The organism is Chromobacterium vaccinii (assembly GCF_001855275.1).
Classification (GTDB): Bacteria; Pseudomonadota; Gammaproteobacteria; order Burkholderiales; family Chromobacteriaceae; genus Chromobacterium; species Chromobacterium vaccinii.
In genome coordinates this window covers 1,482,904-1,504,943 of the sequence record NZ_CP017707.1, presented here as the reverse complement: position 1 = coordinate 1,504,943, position 22,040 = coordinate 1,482,904, and the positions used below count along the sequence as shown (strand labels likewise).

Below are 22,040 nucleotides of genomic sequence, written 5' to 3'. Positions count from 1 at the left end.
TTCAGGATAAAACCGATTTGAAAAAAATGATACTGATCAGTAAAAGGTGTTACCGATGGGTATATTAGGCAGGCTCAGCTTCAAGGACCAGGCCTTCAAGCTGCGCGAGCAGGCCGTGCTCGACGCCACGACGCGAATGCTGGCGAGCAAGGGTTTCGACCTGATGACCATGGACGATGTGGCCGGCGAAGCGGGGATTTCCAAGCCCAGCCTGTACAAGCATTTCAAATCCAAGGATGAGCTGGCGACCGAGGTGATGATCCGCTTGCTGGACGACGCCCAGGATTTTCTGGCGCGGCAGGCGCCGGAGTTGAGCCCGCTTGCCCGCCTGCGCGATCTCTTGGCCTGGGCGCTGCGGGTGCGCCTCGAGGGCGGGTTGCCGTTCCTGCCCTCGACCAGTCCGCAGGTGCGCGCCATGCTGACGCGCAGCCTGCGTTACGTCAGCCGGGCGATCAAGCTGCACAAAATGCTGCAGGGCATCGTCGAACAGGCCAAGCGGCAGGGGGAGTTGCAGGCGGACATGCCGACGGACGTGATCCTGTACAGTTATTACTCGCGAACCTGCGATCCGGCGGTGGAGTATTTGCGGGTGTATGGAAAATACCCTGACGAAGACATCGTCAGGCATATGCTTCAGGTCTGTTTCGACGGCATGTCGGCCGGCCGTCGCCGGGCTGACGGGGAATCGTGACGCCGCGGGTCAGGGCGCGGCCAGGCTCCGCGCCTGATCGTCTGCCGCCATGCGCAGCAGATCTTGCAGCAGCGGCGGCAGATACTGGCGCTGCACGGTGATGGCGTAGAAGGTCTCCTCGACGCGCGGCACCACGCAGTATTGTTGCAGCAAGCCCTTGCCGAGCTCGTCGCGCACGACGATGGCCGGCAGCAGCGCCACGCAGCCGGCGTCGCGGGCCAGCAGGCGCAGCATGGCCATATCGTCCACTTCGGCGCGGATGGCCGGCTGCAGCGCCAGTTCCTCGCACAGCAGGTCGAAACGCAGGCGAATCTCGCTCTTGCGGCTGGGCACCAGCAGCGGCAGCGCCGGCAGGTCGCGTTCGAACTGGAAGGTTTGCCCCTCCGGCAGCGGCGGCCCCACCAGCACCACCGGCTGCCGCGCCAGCGTGCGGCAACGCCAGGATTGCTTGTCGTCGCCAAGGGCAGGGCGATTGGACAGCACCACGTCCAGTTCGTGCGCCTGGAGCCGCTGCAGCAGCTCCTCCAGGCTGCCGGATTCCAGCACCAGCCGTACATCGGCTTCTTTCAGCACCGGCTGCAAAAACCACTCCTGGAAATTGCGCGACAGCGTGGCCACGCTGCCTATGCGCAAGGTGCCGCGTCCTTGGCCGGAGGCGGCGGCGGCCAACAGCTCGTTGCCCAGCGCGAAAATCTCTTCGGCATAGCGCATCACCACCGCGCCAAGCTCGGTCAGCTGCAGCTTGCGGCCTTCGCGCAGGAACAACGGCTGGCCCAGTTGCTGCTCCAGCTGGCGGATTTGCGCCGACAGCGCCGATTGCGAGACATGCAGCCTTTCGGCCGCGCGGGTCAGGTGGCCCTCGCTGGCGACAGCCCAGAAATAATGCAGATGGTGGTAGTTGAGCCGGCTCATCGTTCTTAAATTAAGAATGAAAACTAATATTTAATCTATTTTACTGAACATATTGGCTCAGGCAAAGTTCGGGCAGGAAAACAACGGAGCCTTCCATGCCCCAAACCCTGCTTGCCGCGTTGCCATGCGCCATCGCGCTGGCCTGGTTGCTGCCCGCCCTGTGGCCGGGCCGCGCGCTGCCGCGCCACTGGCGGGCAGCCGAAATCGCCGCCCTGGCCGGCGGCCTGCTGCTGCTTCCCCTGATCTTCCTGCCCACGCCTGCGCCGTGGTTCGCCGCCGCGTGGCTGATGCAGGCGCTGATCCAGCTGCTGGGCTGGATGGTGCTGCGCTACTCGCGCCGCTACATGCAAGGCGAGCCGGGCCAGGCGCGCTTCTTGCGTGCCATCGGCTGCCTGCTGGCGGCTGTGACGCTGGTGGTGCAAGCCAGCCACCTGTTGCTGATGGCGCTGGCCTGGATCGCTTGCAGCCTGGCCTTGCAGGCGCTGCTTACCTTTTACCCCGGCCGGCCGGCGGCGCAACTGGCCGCCCGCCGCGAATGGCGCGCCAGCCGGCTGGCCGAGCTCTTGTTGCTGGGCGCGCTGCTGCTGTGGGCGCTGTCAGGCGGCAGCCTCAGCCTGCTGCCCGGCTCGCCGCAGGCGTTGGCCGATGGCGCGCAGGGCTACGCCGCGGCGGCCGGCCTGCTGCTGGCGGCGGCGGTGGCGATCAAGACCGCCCAGTTGCCCTTCCATGGTTGGCTGACCCAGGTGATGGAAGCGCCGACGCCGATTTCCGCGCTGCTGCACGCCGGGGTGGTGAATCTGGGCGGCATGGTGCTGATCAAGGCGGCGCCGCTGCTGCAAGCCACGCCGCCGGCCAGCATCCTGCTGATGCTGTGGGGCGGCGCCAGCGCGCTGTTGTGCTGCGTGGTGATGCTGACGCGCATCAGCATCAAGCTGCGCCTGGCCTGGTCCACCTGCGCGCAGATGGGCTTCATGCTGCTGGAAATCGGCATGGGCTGGTATGCGCTGGCCTTGCTGCATCTGCTGGCCCACTCGTTCTACAAGGCCCACGCCTTCCTGCTGGCCGGCGAAACGGCGCGCGACAGCGCGGCGCGGCGCATGTTGGGCGGGGAAGAGGCCGATGGCGTTCTCCTTCATCTGGCGCGCGGTCTGATCGCGGCCGCGCTGCTGGCGGCTTCGCAATGGCTGTGGCAGCGCTGGACTCCAGCTGCCGCCTTGCCGCCGCTGTTCTGGCTGGCGATGGGCCTGGGCATGGGCGCGCTGCTGCGCGGCTGGTCCGGCTGGCTGGCCGCGCTGGCCTTGAGCCAGTCGTATCTGCTGCTGCACGCGCTGGCGGCGCGGATCCTGCCGCTGCATGGCCCGTTGCCGCCGGAGTGGGCGCAAGCCTTGCTGGCCGCGCTGTTCCTGCTCGTCTTCCTGCTGCAAGGCTGGCTGCTGCGCCATCCGCAAGGCGCGCTGGCGCGCCGGATCTACCCGCATGCCTTCGCCGGCTTCCATCTGGACGAATGGTGGTGCATGCTGGGCCGCCGCCTTCCGCGCCCAGCCGCTCCCTTCGCCCTGAAATGGCCTCAACTGCGGGAGAGCAGCCGTGATTGACAGCAAGGCCATAGACCAGGCCCTGGCCGCCATCGCGCCGGCCTGGCCGCTGGACAGCCTGGTGGCCAGCTCGCCGTACTGGGGCCTGCGCGAGCAGCGCTTCAGCCATGCCGCCGACACGCTGCGCCTGGTGGCGGATAGCCCGCTGCACTTGCCGCGCGGCGAATATCAGGACGCCTGGCGGCGCGGCGAAATCAGCGCCGCGGCGCTGGAGGCCGCGCTGTCGGAGGCGGGCTGGAGCGGCGGCGCGCAAGCTTGGCTGGACGCCGAGCCGCGCGATGCCGATCCTGCCCCGCCGCCGCGGCTGCTGGCCGCCTGCCATCGCGAGGCGGCGGGCCCGCTCGGCGCGCAAAGCTGGACCGATGTCGTCATCCAGCAGATCAGCCAGTATTGCGCGGCCTGGTTCGATCGCGATCAGGCCAACTGGCACCTGGACCATGAGCGCGGCTTTTACGCCGCCTGGCGGGAACAGATGCGCCATCCTTACGGCCTGAGCGCCTTGCCGGAGCGGCGCGGGCAGCTGCGCCTGCGCGCCGAACGGCTGCCCGGCGACGCGGAGGCCATGCTGGCAGCCGGACTCGCGCAGCTGCAAGCAGAGCCGAGGTGGCTGAAGCCCTGGCTGCAGGCGCTGCTGATGCGCAATAACGGCTGGGCCGCCTGGTGCGCCTATCTTGGCTGGCAGGCCGGGCTGAAAGGCGAAGCCGATGGCCATCTGCGCCAGCTGCTGGCGATCCAGATGGCTTGGGAATGCCTGCTGGACGACGGCGCGCGCGGGCCTGACAGCGCCTGGGCGGCCTGGCGCCGCGATTGGGAGCCGCGCCGGCATGGCCGCGCCGATGCGCGCGCGCTGATCTGGCAGCGCGCGCATGAACTGTCCTTGCATGCGCCGCTGGCCCAGGCGCTGTGCCGCGAATCCGCCGCCGAAGACGCCGCCCGTCCGGCGATGCAAGCCGTGTTCTGCATCGACGTGCGTTCCGAGCCGCTGCGCCGCGCGCTGGAGGAAACCGTTCCCGACAGCCGCACCTACGGTTTCGCCGGCTTTTTCGGCCTGCCGCTGGCCTACCGCGTGCCGGGCAGCGATGTCGCCCAGCCGCGCCTGCCGGCGCTGCTGGCGCCGGGCTGGGAAGCGAGTGCGGCGCCCGCGTCCAAGCCATCTGCCGCGCGGCGCGGCTGGCGGGCCTTCCAGCGCTCGCCGCTGTCTGGGTTCGCCCTGGTGGAAAGCGCCGGCCTTGCCAAGCTGGCGGCGCTGGCCGGGCGCAGCAAGGCGAGCGGCCGTCAAGCCGCGCTGCCGCAGCTCGATCCCTGGCTGACGCCGCGCAGCGCCAGGCTTGTGCCCCGGGACGGACTGGGCCTGGAGAGGCGCGCGGAAATCGTCTCCGGCCTGTTGCCGGACATGGGTCTGGCCGGCGCGCTCGCCCCCTGGGTGCTGCTGGTCGGCCATGCCAGCCACGTCAGCAACAATCCGCAGGCGGCGGCGCTGCAATGCGGCGCCTGCGGCGGGCATGGCGGCCATCAGCATGTGCGGCTCTTGGCCCACTGGCTCAATGATCCGGCGCTGCGCGAGTGGCTGGCGGCGCTGGGCCGGCCCATTCCCGCCGACACGGTATTCCTGCCCGCGCTGCACCTGACGCACAGCGACGAAATCCTGTTGCTGGACGCGGACACCCTGGGCGCGGACGCGCGCGCGCGCCTGCCCGATCTGCAGGCGCAATTGCGGGCGGCGTCGGCGCTGGCGCGGCGGCGACGCGCGCCGCTGGTAGGCCTCGCGCCGGAGGCGGATGACGCCATTCTGCTGCAAAAAATGCGGCAGAAGGGCGATGACTGGGCGGAGACGCGGCCCGAATGGGGGCTGGCCGGCAATGCGCTGTTCATCGCCGCGCCGCGCGCCAAGACGCGCAAGCTCGACCTGGGCGGCCGCGCCTTCCTGCATGAATACGACTGGCGCGCCGACCCGGACGGCAAAGGGCTGCAGGCCATCCTCGCCGCGCCCATGGTAGTGGCGCACTGGATCAACATGCAGTACTTCGCCTCCACGGTGGACCCGCGCCGCTTCGGCAGCGGCAACAAGCTACTGCACAATGTGGTGGGCGGCCGCATCGGCGTGTTCGAAGGCAATAGCGGCGACTTGCGCATCGGCCTGGCCTGGCAGTCGGTGCACGACGGCCAACGCCTGCGCCACGCTCCGCTGCGGCTGGCCGCCTGCATAGACGCGCCGCCGGACAGGCTGGCGCAAGCGCTGGCGGCGCAGCCCATCCCGCGCCAGCTGGCGGAAAACGGCTGGCTGCACCTGTATTGCGTGCACGGCGACAGGCCGCTGCGCTGGCATGCCGATGGCGGGTGGCGAGATGATTGAGCGCCGCCCTGGCATCTGACCGATGGCCCGCTGCATCTGGAGTGCGATATGCGCGCCAATCAACCCAACGTGAAGCGCCCCGGGTTTTGCGGATGCTATTCCGTGTGAGTCTGAACTACCACGGCTCCTGTAGGCAACCCTGTCCTATCCTGGACTGTCCACGGGGACCGGGACAGACCTGTAGGGAGGCAAAGTAAGTGAAAAGTTTCGCCTTTGCCAAGTAAGGCTTTTCCCATTTTTGAGTGCATCCATGAAGGGAGACGCTGCGCATACTTAATGCAAAATACGGAACTTTCAGTAATGTTAGTGAAAAATCCTGCACTGCGTCTAGAACCCGTAGGCACTCGTTTGAGGCAGGTGAACAAACTCTCAACGAGATTATTCGGGGTTTGGATGAACGGGGGACGTCGATATTTCAAAAAAACGTGTAATGGATGGGTAAATAAACTCGGGGCGTAACCATTAATGGTTACGCCCCGAGTTGGTGCATTTTTCAACTATGTGCACAGAGTTTGCAGTAACTTTGAAAACCTACAACAACTCATTCCGCCTTGAAATCCAAGCATACTGAGTTGATGCAGTACCGCTCGCCGCTTGGCTCCGGGCCGTCTTCGAATACGTGGCCAAGGTGGGCGTCGCAATGCGAGCAGCGCACTTCCACGCGCACCATGCCGTGGCTGGTATCCGTGATGCGCTGGATGTTGGCGCCGGCGGCTTCGGCCCAGAAACTGGGCCAGCCGCAGCCGGCGTCGAACTTGGTGTCGCTATGGAACAGCAGGGCACCGCAGCAGACGCAGAAGTAGTCGCCCTTCTTGTTGTGGAAGTAGTGTTCGCCGCTGAACGGGCGCTCGGTGCCGGATTGGCGGGCGACGCGGTACTGCTCCGGCGTCAGTTGCGCGCGCCATTCGGCGTCGGTTTTCTCTATGGTCATGGCGGGTGTCCTTGTGTCGTCCGGCCCAGCTGGCTAGGGCGCTTGATGGTTGGTCGCCGCGCGGGCGGCTTTCTTACCGGAGACTAGCAAATTCCCGCCGCCGCGTGGAGCGTGCTATCCGGGACGGCGCATGCGGTCCCGGACATTCTGCCGCCGCTGGGTTACTGGATTTCGTCGAGCGCGCCGCTGAGGTGGGATTCGTCGGCCCAGCGGCGCAGCGTCCAGCCGCCGTCCTGATAGTCCAGCCAGTTCAGCGCGGCGTTGGGGATGGGGAAGTCGCGCTTGTCTTCCAATGGTTTTGACGTGGCGGCGCGGTAGATGATGTCCAGCACGCCGCCGTGGGTGACGATCAGCACGTTCTCGCCGGGATGCAGGGCGGCGATGCTGGCGAGACCGTCCAGAATGCGGGCGCGGAAACGGCGCAGGCTTTCGCCGCCTTCCAGGTCGAAGTCGGGATCGCGCGCCTGGTGCTGGCGGTAGAGGTCGGGAATTTGCTCGGCCGCTTCCGCATAGGTAAGGCCCTGCAGCGCGCCCATATGGCGCTCGCGCAACTGCGGCGTGTAATGGGCGTTGAGTTGCAGCCGGGTTTGCAGCGGAGCGGAAGTTTGCCGGGTGCGGATCAAGTCGCTGACGTACAGCGCCTGGAAGGCGTGGTCGGGCCGGAAGGCCTGGGCCAGCTGGCTGGCCTGTTCCAGGCCGGCGTGGTTGAGGGGGATGTCGGTATGGCCTTGCAGCCGGTATTCGCGATTCCAGTCGGTTTCGCCGTGGCGAACCAGGCAGAAGCGGGTAACGGGCTGAGTCATTGTCGCCTTTCTTCGAGTATCTACAGAATGCCGACGCCGGACAGTTCGCGCGCCAGGTTGGCGGCGTAGTTGTCGGTCATGGCACCGACGAAGTCCAGAACCTTCATATAGGCCTGGTACAGGCTGTCGCCTGTTTGAATATGGCCTTCCAGCAGGCCCATCGCCAGGTGCTCGCGCGGGGTGAGTTCCTTGTCGTCCTTGGTGACGAAAGCGTGCACCGCCGGCACCAGCACGTTGAGGATGGTGGCGATGCAGGGGTAGGAGGCCAGCTCGGTCACCAGCTTGGTGCGATGGCGGTACACCTTGTGGCTGGCCAGCTCCTTGGCTTGCAGCAGCGCATCCTGCACTGCCGGATCGCACAGATTGATCAGGTCTTTGGCCGGGAATTCGCCGCGCAGCAGCGAGGGGTGGTGCATCATGAATTTTTCCGCCACTTCGGTCACGCAGCGGCCGATGGCCACCCCGCGCAGCGTTCCGCATTTCTGGCGGACATCGTGCATGCCCCATACGCGCTCGTGTTCGGAGAAGCCGGAGAACAGCGTTTCGAATTCCTTGAAATCCAGAATGCCGATTTCCACCGCGTCTTCCAGATCCAGAATCGCGTAGCAGATGTCGTCGGCGGCCTCCATCAGATAGGACAGCGGGTGGCGGCTCCATTGCAGCGGACCGTGGCGCAGCAGGCCCAGTTCCTCGGCTACGCGTTCGAAATACGGCAGCTCGGTGCGGTAGATGTTGAACTTGTCGCGCTCGTAAGCCGACGGCGCGTCGGCGGTCCACGGATACTTGATCAGCGTGCCCAGCGCGGCGGAGGTGAGGCGCATGCCGCCCTCGCCGCTGTACATTTCCAGCGTGGCCAGCATGCGCAGGCCGTGGGCGTTGCCTTCGTAGGTTTGCACGTCGCGGATTTCCGCCGCCGACAAGCCGCTCAGCCAATGCGCGTTGCGCTCGTCGCGGAACCAGTCGCGCAGCGCGTACTCGCCTGTATGGCCAAATGGCGGGTTGCCGATGTCGTGCGCCAGGCAGGCCACCTGCACCACGGCGCCGATGTCGTGCGGCGTGTAGCCGGCCGGCAGCAGGCCGTCGTGCTCCAGCATCACGCCCACGCGGTTGCCCAGGCTGCGGCCGACGCTGGCCACCTCCACGCTGTGGGTGAGGCGGTTATGGGTGTGGTCGTGGCGGGCCAGCGGGTGCACCTGGGTCTTGCGGCCCAGCCGGCGGAAGGCGCTGGAGAACACCACCCGGTCGTGGTCGATGTGGAAGTCGGTGCGCAGGCCGGAGCCGCCTTCCTGGGTGGCCGGGGTCCGGGTTTCCCTCACTTCGTCCTGGATGATCTTGAAACGGCGGGTGGAGAGCAGGCTCTCCCAGTTCATGGTTTGGCTCATGGCTTGGCCCGGTGTGGATTCCATCAGGATGATAGGGGCGCGGGCCTTAAAACAAAAGAGCCAGCGGGTTGTGCTGGCTCTCGATGCGCGCCTGGGCTTAGTGACGGCCTGTCTGATGGCCGATCACGCCGCCGACGGCGGCGCCGCCGATGGTGCCGAGCGCGTCGCCGCCGGTAAGCACGGAGCCGAGCACCGCGCCGCCGACGGCGCCGATGGCGGTATTCTGTTGGCGATGCGACATATTGGCGCAGCCGGAGAGCGCGGCGATGGCGATTAATCCGGCGGCGGCGAGTTTCAGGCTGGTCTTGGCAGTGTTCATTATCAAGGTCCTACTAGGGGTGAGATATAGGTTTTGGGCAGCTGTCGGCGGCGACAGTTCCATTAGGTATGTTACTGATTGTTATAGGTTGATGCGGGCGGCGGCGGGAGGTTTGCGCTATGTTCTTTACTGTTAGTGTTTGATTTAGTACATTCAGCGCCTTCCACGTGTTTGGCGCTGTCCCGACGCAGGGCTGCGCCATATGCCGCCCTTGCGCGCGGAACCGCGCCGTTGCAACAGGGCAGCCATGCATTTCACCATTTTCGATACCCCAATCGTCCGCGATCTGTTTCGCTGGCTGTCCATCGTCATGCTCAAGCTGTGCGGCTGGAAGCTGAAGGGGGAGTTTCCCGCGCTGGACAAGTACGTGATGATAGGCGCGCCGCATACCAGCAATTGGGATTTTCCGATCACGCTGGGCCTGTGCTTCGCCGCCCGCGCCAAGATCTACTGGATGGGAAAGCACACGCTGTTCAAGGGCCCGATGGGGCCGGTGATGCGCTGGCTGGGCGGCGTGCCGGTGATGCGGCATCAGAACAATTCGCTGGTGCAGCAGATGGTGGACGTGTTTCAGCGCAGCGACAGGCTGGTGCTGGCGATTCCGCCGGAAGGCACGCGCAAGGCGGTGAAGGAGTGGAAAACCGGTTTTTATCACATCGCCTGCGGCGCGGGCGTGCCGATCGCGCTGGCTTATCTGGACTATGGGCGCAAGGAGGGCGGCTTCGGGCCGTTGTTTCAGCCTGGCGGCGATATCGCCGCGGACATGCCCAAAATCCAGGCCTTCTACGCGGACAAGCGAGGCCGTCATCCGCGTTGAGGCCGGGTTATAAACGACAAAGCGCAGCCACGGGCTGCGCTTTTTGTTTTGCGGAGCGTCTTACTCGGACGGCTTGGGCGCGAACATCGCTTTCCAGCCGGCCAGGCCCAGCGCTTGCAGCGTTTCGATATTGCGCTCGTAGATGGCTTCGGCTTCCGGAAACGCTTCCACCGCGCGGTCTATGCTGGCTTCGCGGATCAGGTGCAGCGTTGGATAGGGCGAGCGGTTGGTGTAGTTGTCGATATCGTTGACGCCGGTGCCGTCGAACTGGAACTTGGGGTGGAAGCTCGCCACCTGGATCACGCCATCCAGGCCCAGGTCTTCGACGATGGCGTCGGCGATATCCAGGAATTCATTGAAATCCAGGAAGCGGGCCAGCGTATTCGGGTGCACCAGTAGCGTGGTGTCTATTTCCTGCGGGTCGGTGTCGGCCAGCAGCTTCAGCTCGGCGGCCAGCTCTTCGGCCAGCTGCTGCGGATTGGCGGCCTCGCTGACCTGGATGCGCACCTGGTTTTTCACGTACACGGACTTGGCGAACGGGCACAGGTTGAGGCCGATCACGGCTTTCTCCACCCATTCGCGGGTGGCGGCGATCACGGTTTCGTGGTTGTCGGACATGCGGGCTCCGATGGCGGTGGCGCGGATTTGCTCGGTCAGAATGCAAAAAACCCGGACGAATCCGGGTTTTCTCATCACGACCAAATGATCTCTCTAGAGAGAGATTAGATGGGCTGGATGTTGGAGGCTTGCTTGCCCTTCGGACCTTCGACGATGTCGAAGCTCACGCGCTGTTGCTCGGACAGGGAGCGGAAGCCCTTGGCGTTGATCTGGGAGAAGTGAGCGAATACGTCGTCGCCGCCTTCGTCCGGGGTGATGAAGCCAAAGCCTTTGGAGTCGTTAAACCACTTAACAATGCCGGTTGCCATTTTGTTAAATTCCTCAAAACGAGCAGTTGAATAAAAGGCACGAAGATCAAGGGAAATGGCGACTGAGGTACGGCTATTGCCACTACGACAACTACACATCACACAACTTGAGCATCCTGCGGGGGGAATATTGCCTCTAGTTGCACGCCATGGCAAGCGTTTTCTGCAGGCGTGATCTGTTTTTACGAATATTTCAATACGTTTGGACAGGATGTTTACATTGAAGGGCGTTGCGCGTGTCGGGATGCGTAGCGGCCATGCTTGCATATACTGGATACAACGCCAATCCGAAGGGGTTCCATATGGCCACGCAGCAACTGATGCCGGATATCATCGATCCTATTGCGTTCCAGGACTTTCGCGACGCATTGTCCGATTACGCGCCGCAACTCGAGCAGCTGGTTTGCCAGTTGGAGGACGGCAGCGGCAATGGGGAGAAAATCGCGCAGTTGTTCCGCATCCTGCACAGCATCAAGGGCGACGCCAGCTTGTGCCAGGTGCACTTCGTCGAGCCTTATGTGCACGTGCTGGAGCATTTGTTGGACCGGGTCCGGCGCAAGGAGCTGCCATACCTGGACGTGCTGGGCGATGTGCTGCTGCTGGTGATGGACCGGCTGGTGCTGATGCTGGACGCGGTCGCGGACGATGCCCCCTTGGACGATCTGCGGATGGACGCCTTGCGGATGCGGCTGGATCCTTTGCTGGACAAGGGCGCCGACGAGCTGCCCCAGGCCTGCGCCTGGCTGGTGGCCAGCATGATGGGGCATCCGCCGGTTGTCGCGCAGGCGGCCGCCGAACAAACCGGGACGCATGGCGGCCATCGATTTGCCGACCTGCAGTTTTTCCGGTCTCTGGCGGTACAGCTGGAACATCGTCTGCCGGCCTATGCCGGCCGCACCGAGCGCAACCTGGCGCTTGCGCTGGAAACCAATCGCTTGGCCAAGCAGCCGCTGCCGATGGAGCAATTGGCAGCCGCCATCTATATGCACGATATCGGCATGATGCTGTTGCCGGAGTCAATGTGGCTGAAAGCCGGTCAGCTGAGCGATGAGGAACGGCGTGATCTGTCCGCGCATCCGGGTTGGGCGGCGGGGCTGCTGGAGCGCATGCCGGGTTGGGAGGAGGCGGCGGCGATGGTGGCCCAGCACCATGAGCGTCCGGACGGCAGCGGCTATCCGGACGGGCTGCGTGACGACGCCATCTGTTCTGGCGCTTGCGTGCTGGCGCTGGTGGACGCGTTCGAGTCGGTGATGCTCAAGCACGCCCAGCAGGGCCAGCGCCGCTCGATGCTGCGGGCGGTGGCCGAGCTGAACGCGTCGGAGCGGCAGTTCGATCCCTATTGGCTGCAATTGTTCAACCAGGTGGTCCGCACCAGGCTGGAGCTGGGCAATGTGGTCGGCGGCGGATAGCCGGCCGGCTCAGCGGACGCCATGGCGGGCGAACCAGTCCAGCATCCTGCGCCAGGCGTCCTGGGCATCCCGGGCGTGGTAGCTGGGGCGGTAGTCGGCGTTGAAGCCGTGGCCGGCATCGGGGTAGACGACGATCTCGCTGTCCTTGCCGGCGGCTCTCAGCGCGGCTTTCATTTTCTCCACGCCGGCGAGCGGGATGCTTTGGTCCTGTCCGCCGTACAGTCCCAGAACCGGCGCCTTCAACTCGCCGACGATGTCCAGCGGCTGGCGCGGCGCATTGGCGCTTGCCGGTCCCTCCAGCTTGCCGTACCAGGCCGCGGCTGCCTTCAATTGCGGGTTGTGCGCGGCGTAGAGCCAGGTTTGGCGCCCGCCCCAGCAAAAACCGGTGACGGCCGCGCGCTTGAGGTCGGCGCCGTGCGCGCCGGCCCAGCGCCAGGTGGCGTCCAGATCGTTCAGCACCTCGCTGTCCGGCACCTTGGAGACGATGTCGCGCAACAGGCTGTCGATGTCCGGCGCTTGCGCCGGATTGCCGTGGCGGAAATACAGTTCCGGCGCCACGGCCAGGTAGCCCTGTTTGGCCAGCCGGCGGCACAAATCCTGGATATGCTCGTGCACGCCGAAGATTTCCTGGATCACGATCACCAGCGGCCAGGGGCCGTTGCCTTCGGCCGGACGGGCGTAGTAGCCGGACATCGTTCCCTTGCCGGTGTCGATGTCCGGATGGCCGGTCTGCAGTTGCCGGCTGTCGGTGAGGATGGTGCTGGCGGCGATGGGTTGCACGGCCAGGGCGAAACCCAGGCTGCCCGCGCCGGCGAGAAAGCTGCGGCGGGGAAGGGATGCGCTGTTGTCGCTCATGTCGAGGTGACTCCTTTATCGGGGCGGGGACTGGTGTCCGCGCCGATTTTCGATAAAATTTGAATAAACACTGGTAGCTGCTCAAACTAGAACTAACAAAATCGGCAATGCGTCCAAGCATCAGGACACCCTTGGGCGATTTTTGAAGCGATGGCCGGCGAGGCGTCGGCGCAACTGATGCAAGTGGAATATGACGGATTCGTCTGCAAAGGTAAAACTGCCGCGCAATTTTCTCCGCGCCGGCCAACAAGCTCCGGTCGATGTGTACGCCAAGAACGGCGTGCTATTGCTGAAGCGGGGGCTGTATGTGCTGACCGAGGAGCAGCGCGATCGCCTGGCGCAGCTGGGGCATGGCGAAAGCGATGAAGTGGCGGCCAAGCTCGAGCGGGAGCGGCTGGAACGCGCCGCCCAGCGCGAGAAAGAGGCGGAGCAGCAGCGAAACAGCGCCAATCCTCTGCAGGAAATGGCCTTCTTGCTGCGGCGGGCCGAGGGCGTGCTGCAGCACGGGCTGGCGGTGCGGGACCTGGCCGGCAGTCTGCTGGGCATGGCCGAGGGGTTGCTGGCGCTCAGCCGCCGCCACCCTGACGGGGTGCTGGCCAGCGTGTTTCTGCTGCCATTCCAATGCATAGGCAGCGCGCAGAGCGTGCATGTGGCCGCGGTGCTGGCGGTATTGGGGCGGAGGCTGGGGCTGTCCGACGCCGAGCTGCGGCCGATGCTGGGCGCGGCCCTGAGCATGAACCTCGCTGTCACCGGTTTGCTCAATCAGCTTGCGGCGCAGAGCGCGCCGATGGACCTGGCGCAGCAGGAGGCGATGTTCGCCCACCCGGCGCTGGGCTCGGCCATGCTGCGGGAGGCGGGCGTAGACGACGAATACTGGCATCTGCTGGTGCAGCAGCAACATGAGCAGCAGGACGGCAGCGGCTATCCGCAGGGTCTGGCCGGAGACGAGATCGAAACCGACGCTTTGTTGTTGCAGATGGTGGATCTGGTGTGCGGCTGCGTGCATAACCCGCAGCCTCAGTTGCCGGCGCTGGTGCTGGGCAGCCTGTTCCGCGGCGAGCTGGGCGGTTTCCCGCCGCAGCATGTGTCCCTGTTGGTGAAGGAAATGGGCATCTATCCGCCCGGCAGCTTCGTGCGGCTGGCCAGCAACGAGGTGGCGGTGGTGACTCATCGTGGCGACAAGGCCAACACGCCCAAGGTGGCGGCGCTGCGCAAGCTGGACGGTCCGCCCTACGCCGACCCCCTGCTGCGCGACAGCCGCCAGCCGGCCTACCATGTGATGGAGCCGGTCAGCGCGGCGGTGGCGGCGGTCAAGCCCGCCTATCTGTACAAGCTGTGGTACAAGCCCTGAGTCGCTTTATGGCCGGGCCGCCGCCGGCATCGCCAGCGGGCGGATCTTCACCTGGCTCAGGTCCTTGATCTTCCATACCCGCCGCATGTGGCCGAAGTCGCGCCGCCGCTCGTCGGACAGCTTCACCTCGGGCAGGAAGGACATTTCCACCTGCACCTGCCCCAGATAGACCGTTTCGCCCTCATCCAGATGGAAGGGAGCGTTCAGCCGGAACTGCTTCATCTGCAGATTGGACCCGAAAACTCCGTCGTCCACCCAGTGGCCCCACGCGCCGGAGACGCGGTAGTCGCCCGGGGGCAGCGCCATCAGCACCAGCTTGCCCTCCGCCGGCGACATGCCTTCCTCGCCGAACACCGTGTCGGTGATCAGGCTGGCGACGTCCTGAGCCGCCGCGCGGCCGCCGGCGTCGCTGACTGTCAGGCCGATGGTGGCGCGGTCGGGGTCGAATGCCTTGCCGGTCAGCGAAACGATGGCGTAGGCCTGGCCCGGCGGCGGCGTCAGCGAGCCCTGGAGCTTGTCGGCCATGGTGGCGCAGCCGGTGAGGTAGATTAGGCAAAGACAGAGCAATAGCGAGCGCATATCTGATCCTTGTTGTCGTGTAGCGTCCAAGTGCTGCAGTGCCAGTCGAGTCGATGCGACTTAATCGGTGAGCATGCTCTTTGCGCGCAAGGAGGCATGCAATTTTGGCAGGAAGTCTGCCATTTGGTGCATGTAGGGCGTTAACGCTCCGCGCTCGATGCAGATTTGATCGCCCAGAAAATGCCAATTTCCGAAGTAGATGCCTGAGAGGCGCTTAATTTCATTGCAGAGACTTTCTCCATGCTTGTATGTAGCGTGGAGTCCTGCTCTATGGGCGATGCAGTTGCGCACGTGAACCAGCGCCTCATAGTTTTGCAGCATATGCTCCGCATCGATCCCCGCCTCGCGCGTGAAGTGACGTAGAAGGTGAGCAGACTCATTGTCCTTTTTTGCTTTGGTGGGCGCAGGCGTAATGGCTGCTTCGTTCAAGCGAAGCGCTGCCCATTCCACGGTGGTGACGAAGCCGATCAACGCGCCGTAGCGCAGCTGAAGAGGCAGGCTGGTCTGGAAGCGATGGTTCAGATTCGCCTCAAGAGAGTCTTTGTATTCCGAGGGGCTGCCGCTGAGATCGTGGCGCGCCAGCGCTTCCAGCGCTGCTTGGTACTGTTTGGAGAGATTTTCTTCCGCGAACTCAAGGAGGTCCAGAACGTCGCCGATCATGACACTAAAGTCGAAGGCTTCAATGGGGGTATTCAATAGCTTCTCGGCATCGAAATCTTCCATTTCGCCTCCCTCGTGGGTGACTATTTCTTTAGATGCGGCGCGATGAATTCCAGCAGCCGTTGCGGCAGCCAGTCTATGCGGCCCGGGAAGGGGCCGGTGGCGAAGCCGACGTGGCCGCCGTCCTCGGGGAAATCCAGCGTCACCGAAGGCGATACCTGGCTGGCGTCCGGCAGCGCGCTTTCCGGCAGGAAGGGGTCGTTGCGGGCGTTGAGCACCAGGGTGGGGCGGACGATCTGGCCGAGCCGCGGCTTGCTGCTGGCCTGGGTCCAGTAGTTGAGCGCGGTGCCGAAACCGTGGATGGGCGCGGTGACCAGGTCGTCGAACTCGATGAAGGTGCGCGCGCGGCTCAGCCTGGCGCCGTCGAACAGGCCCGGATGGCGTTGCAGCGACGCCATCGCCTTGGGCTTGAGCGTGTCCATGAACATCCGGGTGTAGAGCAGCTTGCCCAGGCCGCGGTCCAGCCGGGTGCTGGCGGCCACCAGGTCCAGCGGCGCGGACACCGCGGCGGCGGCCTGAGGCAATGCGGCTTCGCCGTCGTCGGCCAGGTAATTGAGCAGCATGCTGCCGCCCAGCGACACGCCGACGGCGGCGATGGCGGCGAAGCGGCCGGACAGCCGCTGCAAGATCCAGCGCACCTCGGCGGCGTCGCCGGCGTGGTAGGCGCGCGGCAGCGGGTTGTCCACGCCGCCGCAGCCGCGGAAGTGCGATACCGCGCCGTGCCAGCCGCGCGCGGCCACCGCTTGCATCAGCGCCTTGGCGTAGTGGCTGGCGCTGCTGCCTTCCAGGCCGTGGAAAAGCACCACCAGCGGCGCGCCGGGCTGGCCGTCGACGAAGTCCAGCGCGATGCGCGCGCCGTCCGGCGTGTCCCACAGCTCGCGGCGGTAAGACGGGGCGTCCTGCTTGACGGCTAGCGCCGGCCAGATGGTCTGGGCGTGGCCGCCTCGCAGCCAGCGCGGGGCGCGGTAGCTCATGGCGCCGGCTTGATGGCGGACTTGGGCCGGAAGGCCTTCACCACCGCTTCATCGGTTTCGATGTAGGGCGCGCCTATCAGGTCCAGGCAGTAGGGCACGGCGGCGAAGATGCCGGGCACTTCCACCTTGCCGTCCGCGCCGCGCAGGCCTTCCAGCGTTTCCTGGATGGCCTTGGGCTGGCCGGGCAGGTTCAGGATCAGGCTTTGCTTGCGGATCACGCCGGTCTGGCGCGATAGGATGGCGGTGGGGACGAAGCGCAGGCTGATCTGGCGCATTTGCTCGCCGAAGCCGGGCATCACGCGGTCGGCCACCGCCAGCGTGGCGTCCGGCGTCACGTCGCGCGGTGCCGGGCCGGTGCCGCCGGTGGTCAGCACCAGCTGGCAGCCTTCGTCGTCGACCAGCGCTTTCAGCGCGGCCTCGATGCCGGGCTGCTCGTCAGGGATCAGCCGGCTCACCGTCTCGAACGGCGTGGCGATGGCGCGGGACAGCCAGTCCCGCAGCGCGGGCAGGCCCTTGTCCTCGTAGACGCCCTGGCTCGCGCGGTCGGAAATGGAAACCAGGCCTATCTTCAGCATCACTCGTCGTCCTCTTCCTCATCCTTTTGCCAGATGCGCGGCTTGCCCGGCTCGGGGATTTGCTCCTTGATCAGCTGGTACAGCTGGCGGAAGGCCTTGGGCGGCTTGTTGTCCTGCTTTTCCTTGCGCGACTGGCGCACCAGCGAATGCAGCTGCTTGGGATCGGTTTCGGGGAAGCTCTGCAGGAACAGCGGCTGGTTGGCGTCGTCGGCCATCAGCTTGTCGCGCCAGCGCTCCAGCAGCTTCTGCCAGGCGATGTGCTCGGACGATTCGCCCTTGAGGATCTGCAGGTATTGCTGGATCGGCTCGGGATCGACATTGCGCATCAGTTTGCCGATGTACTGCAGTTGGCGGCGGATAGCGCCGTGCGCGGTCAGGCGCTTGTGTTCCAGCAGCGCGGAGAGCAAATCCTCCGGCAGCGCCATTTTCTTCAGCGTATCCTTGGACAGCTCGACCAGTTCGCTACCCAGATCCTGCAGCGCGTCCATGTCGCGCTTGCGCTGGGACTTGCTGACGAAGCCATCGTCGTCGTTCTGGTGGTCGGTCATTGTTGCTAGGTCTCACTCGGTTTTCAAGGCTGGTATGATACCGGAAAAGGCCGCCGGCCGTTTCCACGTTCCGAAAGATACTATGGCAGATAAGACATTCAGTTTCAGTCCCGATACCTTGAGCGGGATCGCCGGCCGCGTGCTCGAGCTGGCGCGCCAGCAAGGCGCCAGCGCGGCCGAGGCCGATGTTTCCGAGGGCGTCGGCCAGACGGTGAGCGTGCGCCTGTCCGAAGTGGAAACCATAGAATACAACCAGGACAAGGGCGTCAGCGTCACGGTCTACCTGGGCAAGAAAAAAGGCCACGCCAGCACGTCCGACTTCTCCGACGAGGCGCTGTCCGACACCGTGCGCGCCGCGCTGGACATCGCCCGCTACACGGCCGAGGACGATTGCGCCGGCCTGGCCGACCCGCAGCTCTTGGCCGATGATTTGCCGGACCTGGACCTGTTCCACCCCTGGCAGCTGCCGGTGGAAGAGGCGATAGCGCTGGCGCGCCGCTGCGAGGACGCCGCGCGCGCGGTGGACCCCCGCATCCGCAATTCCGAGGGCGCCAGCGTATCGGTGCAGGCCAACCAGTTCGCCTACGCCAACAGCAACGGCTTCAGCGGCGGCTTCGCCGGCAGCCGCCACAGCCTGTCGGCCGCGGTGGTGGCCGAGCAGGACGGGGTGATGCAGCGCGACTACTGGTACTCCGCCGCCCGCCATCAGAACGATCTGGCGCCGGTGGAGGAGATCGGCCGCATCGCCGGCGAGCGCGCGGTGCGCCGCCTGGGCGGCCGGCGGGTCAAGACAGGCCAGTACCCGGTGCTGTTCGAGGCGCCGGTGGCGATGTCGCTGCTGGGCCACCTGGCCGCGGCGATCAGCGGCGGCAATCTGTACCGCAAGTCGTCCTTCCTGCTGGACGCGCTGGGCAAGCCGGTGATGGCGTCCCGGGTGACGATAGACGAAGATCCGTTCCTGCTGCGCGGGCTGGCCAGCAGCGCCTTCGACAGCGAGGGCGTGGCGACGCAGTCGCGCCGCCTGGTGGACGGCGGCGTGCTGCAGGGGTATTTCCTGAGCAGCTATTCCGCGCGCAAGCTGGGCATGCAGACCACCGGCAACTCCGGCGGCGCGCACAATCTGGTGGTCCACTCCACCGGCGAAAGCCTCGCCGAGCTGCTCGGCCAGATGGGCAATGGCCTGTTGGTGACCGAGCTGCTGGGCCAGGGCGTCAACACCGTGACCGGCGATTACTCGCGCGGCGCGGCCGGCTTTTGGGTGGAGAACGGCGTGATCGCCTACCCGGTGGAGGAGATCACCATCGCCGGCAACCTGCGCGACATGTTCCTCAATATCGAAGCGATCGCCGACGACGTGCTGGATCGCGGTGGCCGCCGCATCGGCTCGGTGCTGATCGGCGGCATGATGGTGGCCGGCGAGGAGTGAGCGGCAGCCTGTTCGCGCCGGACGAAGGGCCGTGGCTTGAGCGGCTGTCGGCCGGGACCGCGCTGCTGCACGGCTGGGCCCGCGCCGGCGACGCGCGGCTGCTTGAGGCTGTGGAGGCGGTGCTGGGGCAGTCGCCGCCGCGCGGCATGGTTACGCCGGGCGGGCAGGCGATGTCGGTGGCCACTTCCAGCTGCGGCGATTGGGGCTGGGTGTCCGACCGCCGCGGCTACCGCTACTCCGCCGTCGATCCCGACGGCGGCCAACCCTGGCCGGCGATGCCTGATCCGCTGCGCGAGCTGGCGCGCGGCGCGGCCGCCGAGGCGGGCTTCGCGGGCTTCGATCCCGATGCCTGCCTGATCAACTGCTACCTGCCCGGCGCCCGGATGGGCCTGCACCAGGACAAGGACGAGCGCGATTTCTCCGCGCCCATCGTTTCGGTGTCGCTGGGCCTGCCCGCGGTATTCCTGCTGGGCGGCCTGCGCCGCGCCGACAAGGCCGCCCGCATCCTGCTGCGGCATGGCGACGTGCTGGTATGGGGCGGGCCGGACCGGATGCGCTTCCATGGCGTGCAGCCGGTCCAGCCCGGCATCCACCCGCTGCTGGGCGGACGCCGCATCAATCTCACTTTTCGCAAGGCCCGCTGATCCATGTCCGTCATTCATTGCGATATCGCGCTGCCCGCCGGTTTCCGGCCGCAGGACATCCTGGCTTTCCACCGCCGCGACGGCGAGCGGCTGGCCGAGCAGGTGGACGACGACGGTTTGAAGAAAGGCTTGCTGTGGCAAGGCCTGCCGGCCTGCCTCGATCTGCGTTTCCGTGCCGACCGGGCGATTCTGGGCTTGGATGTGGACGGCGAATCGGGGGATGCCGGCGAGCTGGAGCGCATGGGCCGGCGCATGCTGGGCCTGAACCAGCCGGTGGAGGCGTTCGAGCGCCAATACCGCGGCCATCCGCAATTGGGCGGCCTGATCGCCGCGCGCGCGGGCTTGAGGGTGCCGCAAACGGCGACGCCGTTCGAGGCGCTGGCCTGGGCGATCACCGGCCAGCAGATCAGCGTGGCTGCGGCGGTGACGATACGCCGGCGCATGCTGCTGCTGTGCGATTGCCGCCATTCATCCGGCCTGCTGTGCCATCCGGACGCCGGCCGGCTGGCAGTGTTGACCGCGGAGCAATTGGGCGAGGCGGGCTTCTCGCGGGCCAAGAGCCGCGCCATCCTGGCCTTGAGCCAGGCCGCGGCGAGCGGCGAGCTGCCGTTGGATGCCTGGCTGGACGGCGCGGCGGCGGAAAAAATATCCGAACGGTTGCTGGCGGTGCCCGGCATCGGGCCGTGGACGGTCAGCTACGCCTTGCTGCGCGGCTATGGCTGGCTGGATGGCTCGCTGCATGGCGATGTCGCCGTGCGCAAGGCGTTGGGCATGGTGCTGGGCGCCGCCGACAAGCCCGACCAGCGGCAGACGCAGGCCTGGCTGGAGGCATTCTCGCCATGGCGCGCGCTGGTGGCCGCGCATTTGTGGGCCTTGCTGCAGGCGGGAGGTTTCTGAGCGCCTGCTCGAGCGCCGCGCCGCTTGGGAGTCATCTTCTGCAGGCTCTTTCGCCGTTCGCAAGCCCCTGCGTTTCCGGCTGTTTTGCCCCCTGTCTCGTTCTGGCGCTTGCGGTCGCTTCGTCTTGTTGACTATGTCTAAATAGAACTGACAAGCCGTTAAGAAAGAGACGAGCATGGGCGGACCGAGCAGAATCGGTTTGGTGCTGTCGGGCGGGGGCGCCCGCGCGGCCTACCAGGTGGGGGTGTTGCTGGGCATTGCCCGCTTGCTGCCGGACCCCAGGCACAATCCCTTTCCCATCATTTGCGGCACCTCGGCCGGCGCGATCAACGCGGTGGCGCTGGCGGCCGGCGCCGGCAATTTCCAGCTGGCGGTGAATACGCTGGCCAAGGTGTGGAAGCATCTGCACATCGCCGATGTCTACGATGTCAGCGCCGGCTACTTCATCAAGACCTTCCTGCATTTCGGCGTGTCCCTGATGAGCGCGGGCCACGCCTGGAACAATCCGCAGAGCTTTCTCGACAACGCGCCGCTGCGGGACACGCTGGGGCGCTGGATGCCATTCGAGGGCATCGCGCCTTCGATAGATTCCGGCGCGCTGCAGGCGCTGGCGCTGACCGCGTCCTGCTACACCACCGGCATGTCGGTCACTTTCTTTCAGGGGCAGGAGCACTTGGGCGAATGGATGCGCTATCAGCGCTTGGGCGTGCGCGAGCGGATAGGGCTGGACCACCTGATGGCGACGGCTGCGATTCCGCTGATCTTCCCCTCGGTGCGGATCGGGGAGAAGTTTTATTGCGACGGCGCAGTGCGCCAGCTGTCGCCGCTGTCGCCGGCGCTGCATCTGGGTGCGGAGAAGCTGTTCGTGGTGGGTCTGGCCAGCAAGCGGCCCGACACGATAGAGCGGCGCAATGCCGGCTCTTATCCGATGCCGGCCCAGATATTCGGCCACCTGCTCAACAGCGTGTTCATCGACAGCATGGCGGTGGACATGGAGCGCCTGACCCGCATCAACCATACGGTGTCGCTGTTGCAGAGCAGCGAAGAGCTGGCCCACCAGACCCAGCTCAAGAAGGTGGATATTTTCCAGCTCAATCCCAGCAAATCGCTGGAGGGCATCGTCTACCGCCACACCCATTTGTTCCCGGCCATGCTGCGTTTCATCATGCGCGGCACCGGCGCCACCCGGCAGCGCGGCACCGCGCTGGCCACCTATCTGTTGTTCGAGCCGGCCTATTGCCGCGAGCTGATCGCGCTGGGCTACCGCGACACCTTGCAGCAAAAGGACGCGATCCGGGAATTTTTGGAGCTGTGACGCCCGGAACTTTGCCTC

General features: G+C 65.7%; 23 protein-coding genes. 10 read left to right on the top strand and 13 right to left on the bottom strand.

The window, feature by feature from the left end:
* Positions 1 to 55: 55 nt before the first annotated feature.
* Positions 56 to 691, top strand: coding sequence for a TetR/AcrR family transcriptional regulator (locus BKX93_RS06875; RefSeq protein ID WP_046157033.1), 636 nt, complete (start codon positions 56 to 58; stop codon positions 689 to 691).
* 9 nt (positions 692 to 700) lie between these two features.
* On the opposite strand, the gene BKX93_RS06870 is transcribed toward BKX93_RS06875, so the two are convergent.
* A complete protein-coding gene (locus BKX93_RS06870) occupies positions 701 to 1,603 on the bottom strand; it encodes a LysR family transcriptional regulator (protein WP_070979282.1) in 903 nt (300 codons plus the stop codon).
* A gap of 95 nt (positions 1,604 to 1,698) precedes the next feature.
* Here BKX93_RS06870 and BKX93_RS06865 point away from each other — a divergent pair, with 95 nt between their 5' ends.
* Together BKX93_RS06865 and BKX93_RS06860 are read left to right on the top strand one after the other, a co-directional pair.
* The gene (locus BKX93_RS06865; RefSeq protein ID WP_070979280.1) at positions 1,699 to 3,198 is read left to right on the top strand and encodes an NADH-quinone oxidoreductase subunit L; all 1,500 of its coding nucleotides are present in this window, start codon (positions 1,699 to 1,701) and stop codon (positions 3,196 to 3,198) included.
* Positions 3,191 to 5,551 carry a YbcC family protein gene (locus tag BKX93_RS06860; protein ID WP_070979278.1) on the top strand — a complete coding sequence of 787 codons (2,361 nt, stop codon included), beginning with the start codon at positions 3,191 to 3,193 and terminating at the stop codon, positions 5,549 to 5,551. The genes BKX93_RS06865 and BKX93_RS06860 overlap by 8 nt, the downstream gene beginning before the upstream one ends.
* A gap of 541 nt (positions 5,552 to 6,092) precedes the next feature.
* Here the strand turns inward: BKX93_RS06860 and msrB are convergent.
* The 4 genes from msrB to BKX93_RS06840 all read right to left on the bottom strand — a co-directional run bounded on the left by msrB (position 6,093) and on the right by BKX93_RS06840 (position 8,986).
* The gene (gene msrB / locus BKX93_RS06855; protein WP_046157030.1) at positions 6,093 to 6,482 is read right to left on the bottom strand and encodes a peptide-methionine (R)-S-oxide reductase MsrB; all 390 of its coding nucleotides are present in this window, start codon (positions 6,480 to 6,482) and stop codon (positions 6,093 to 6,095) included.
* Positions 6,483 to 6,643: 161 nt separating this feature from the next.
* Positions 6,644 to 7,285, bottom strand: coding sequence for a histidine phosphatase family protein (locus BKX93_RS06850; protein WP_046157029.1), 642 nt, complete (start codon positions 7,283 to 7,285; stop codon positions 6,644 to 6,646).
* 20 nt (positions 7,286 to 7,305) lie between these two features.
* Entirely contained in the window at positions 7,306 to 8,667 is a 1,362-nt protein-coding gene (locus tag BKX93_RS06845) for a deoxyguanosinetriphosphate triphosphohydrolase (RefSeq protein ID WP_186009505.1), read from the bottom strand.
* A gap of 97 nt (positions 8,668 to 8,764) precedes the next feature.
* On the bottom strand, positions 8,765 to 8,986 hold the full coding sequence (locus BKX93_RS06840; protein ID WP_021475247.1) for a glycine zipper 2TM domain-containing protein: 222 nt from the start codon (positions 8,984 to 8,986) through the stop codon (positions 8,765 to 8,767).
* Positions 8,987 to 9,233: 247 nt separating this feature from the next.
* Here BKX93_RS06840 and BKX93_RS06835 point away from each other — a divergent pair, with 247 nt between their 5' ends.
* Positions 9,234 to 9,803, top strand: coding sequence for a lysophospholipid acyltransferase family protein (locus BKX93_RS06835; RefSeq protein WP_046157028.1), 570 nt, complete (start codon positions 9,234 to 9,236; stop codon positions 9,801 to 9,803).
* Between the two features lie 60 nt (positions 9,804 to 9,863).
* Here BKX93_RS06835 and BKX93_RS06830 read toward each other — a convergent pair whose 3' ends face one another.
* Both BKX93_RS06830 and BKX93_RS06825 read right to left on the bottom strand, forming a co-directional pair.
* On the bottom strand, positions 9,864 to 10,421 hold the full coding sequence (locus tag BKX93_RS06830; RefSeq protein WP_046157027.1) for a DUF1415 domain-containing protein: 558 nt from the start codon (positions 10,419 to 10,421) through the stop codon (positions 9,864 to 9,866).
* 104 nt (positions 10,422 to 10,525) lie between these two features.
* A complete protein-coding gene (locus BKX93_RS06825; protein WP_021475250.1) occupies positions 10,526 to 10,729 on the bottom strand; it encodes a cold-shock protein in 204 nt (67 codons plus the stop codon).
* 302 nt (positions 10,730 to 11,031) lie between these two features.
* On the opposite strand from BKX93_RS06825, the gene BKX93_RS06820 reads away from it, so the two are divergent.
* On the top strand, positions 11,032 to 12,138 hold the full coding sequence (locus tag BKX93_RS06820; RefSeq protein ID WP_070979277.1) for an HD domain-containing phosphohydrolase: 1,107 nt from the start codon (positions 11,032 to 11,034) through the stop codon (positions 12,136 to 12,138).
* Positions 12,139 to 12,147: 9 nt separating this feature from the next.
* On the opposite strand, the gene BKX93_RS06815 is transcribed toward BKX93_RS06820, so the two are convergent.
* Positions 12,148 to 12,993, bottom strand: coding sequence for a dienelactone hydrolase family protein (locus BKX93_RS06815; protein ID WP_070979275.1), 846 nt, complete (start codon positions 12,991 to 12,993; stop codon positions 12,148 to 12,150).
* Positions 12,994 to 13,183: 190 nt separating this feature from the next.
* Between BKX93_RS06815 and BKX93_RS06810 the strand changes: the two genes are divergently transcribed.
* On the top strand, positions 13,184 to 14,344 hold the full coding sequence (locus BKX93_RS06810; protein WP_070979273.1) for an HD-GYP domain-containing protein: 1,161 nt from the start codon (positions 13,184 to 13,186) through the stop codon (positions 14,342 to 14,344).
* Between the two features lie 6 nt (positions 14,345 to 14,350).
* Here the strand turns inward: BKX93_RS06810 and BKX93_RS06805 are convergent, their stop codons facing one another.
* Genes BKX93_RS06805 through yjgA form a run of 5 tightly spaced genes read right to left on the bottom strand, consistent with a single transcriptional unit; the run spans position 14,351 to position 17,740 of the window.
* Complete coding sequence (locus BKX93_RS06805; protein ID WP_070979272.1) at positions 14,351 to 14,923, bottom strand: hypothetical protein; 573 nt, start codon at positions 14,921 to 14,923, stop codon at positions 14,351 to 14,353.
* Positions 14,924 to 14,983: 60 nt separating this feature from the next.
* The gene (locus BKX93_RS06800) at positions 14,984 to 15,646 is read right to left on the bottom strand and encodes a hypothetical protein (protein ID WP_070979270.1); all 663 of its coding nucleotides are present in this window, start codon (positions 15,644 to 15,646) and stop codon (positions 14,984 to 14,986) included.
* 20 nt (positions 15,647 to 15,666) lie between these two features.
* Entirely contained in the window at positions 15,667 to 16,617 is a 951-nt protein-coding gene (locus BKX93_RS06795) for a YheT family hydrolase (protein ID WP_046157021.1), read from the bottom strand.
* Positions 16,614 to 17,192: a molybdopterin adenylyltransferase gene (gene mog, locus BKX93_RS06790; protein ID WP_186009504.1), complete on the bottom strand. Its 579-nt coding sequence runs from the start codon at positions 17,190 to 17,192 to the stop codon at positions 16,614 to 16,616. The genes BKX93_RS06795 and mog overlap by 4 nt, the downstream gene beginning before the upstream one ends.
* A complete protein-coding gene (gene yjgA, locus BKX93_RS06785) occupies positions 17,192 to 17,740 on the bottom strand; it encodes a ribosome biogenesis factor YjgA (protein WP_046157019.1) in 549 nt (182 codons plus the stop codon). The genes mog and yjgA overlap by 1 nt, the downstream gene beginning before the upstream one ends.
* Positions 17,741 to 17,822: 82 nt before the next feature.
* Here yjgA and pmbA point away from each other — a divergent pair, with 82 nt between their 5' ends.
* The 4 genes from pmbA (at position 17,823) to BKX93_RS06765 (ending at position 22,022) form a co-directional block, all read left to right on the top strand.
* Entirely contained in the window at positions 17,823 to 19,166 is a 1,344-nt protein-coding gene (gene pmbA, locus BKX93_RS06780; RefSeq protein ID WP_046157074.1) for a metalloprotease PmbA, read from the top strand.
* A complete protein-coding gene (alkB, locus tag BKX93_RS06775) occupies positions 19,163 to 19,810 on the top strand; it encodes a DNA oxidative demethylase AlkB (RefSeq protein WP_070979268.1) in 648 nt (215 codons plus the stop codon). The genes pmbA and alkB overlap by 4 nt, the downstream gene beginning before the upstream one ends.
* Before the next feature lie 3 nt (positions 19,811 to 19,813).
* Positions 19,814 to 20,707, top strand: a complete 894-nt coding sequence (locus BKX93_RS06770; protein ID WP_046157017.1) for a DNA-3-methyladenine glycosylase 2 — start codon at positions 19,814 to 19,816, stop codon at positions 20,705 to 20,707.
* A gap of 175 nt (positions 20,708 to 20,882) precedes the next feature.
* A complete protein-coding gene (locus BKX93_RS06765) occupies positions 20,883 to 22,022 on the top strand; it encodes a patatin-like phospholipase family protein (protein WP_070979267.1) in 1,140 nt (379 codons plus the stop codon).
* Positions 22,023 to 22,040: the final 18 nt, after the last annotated feature.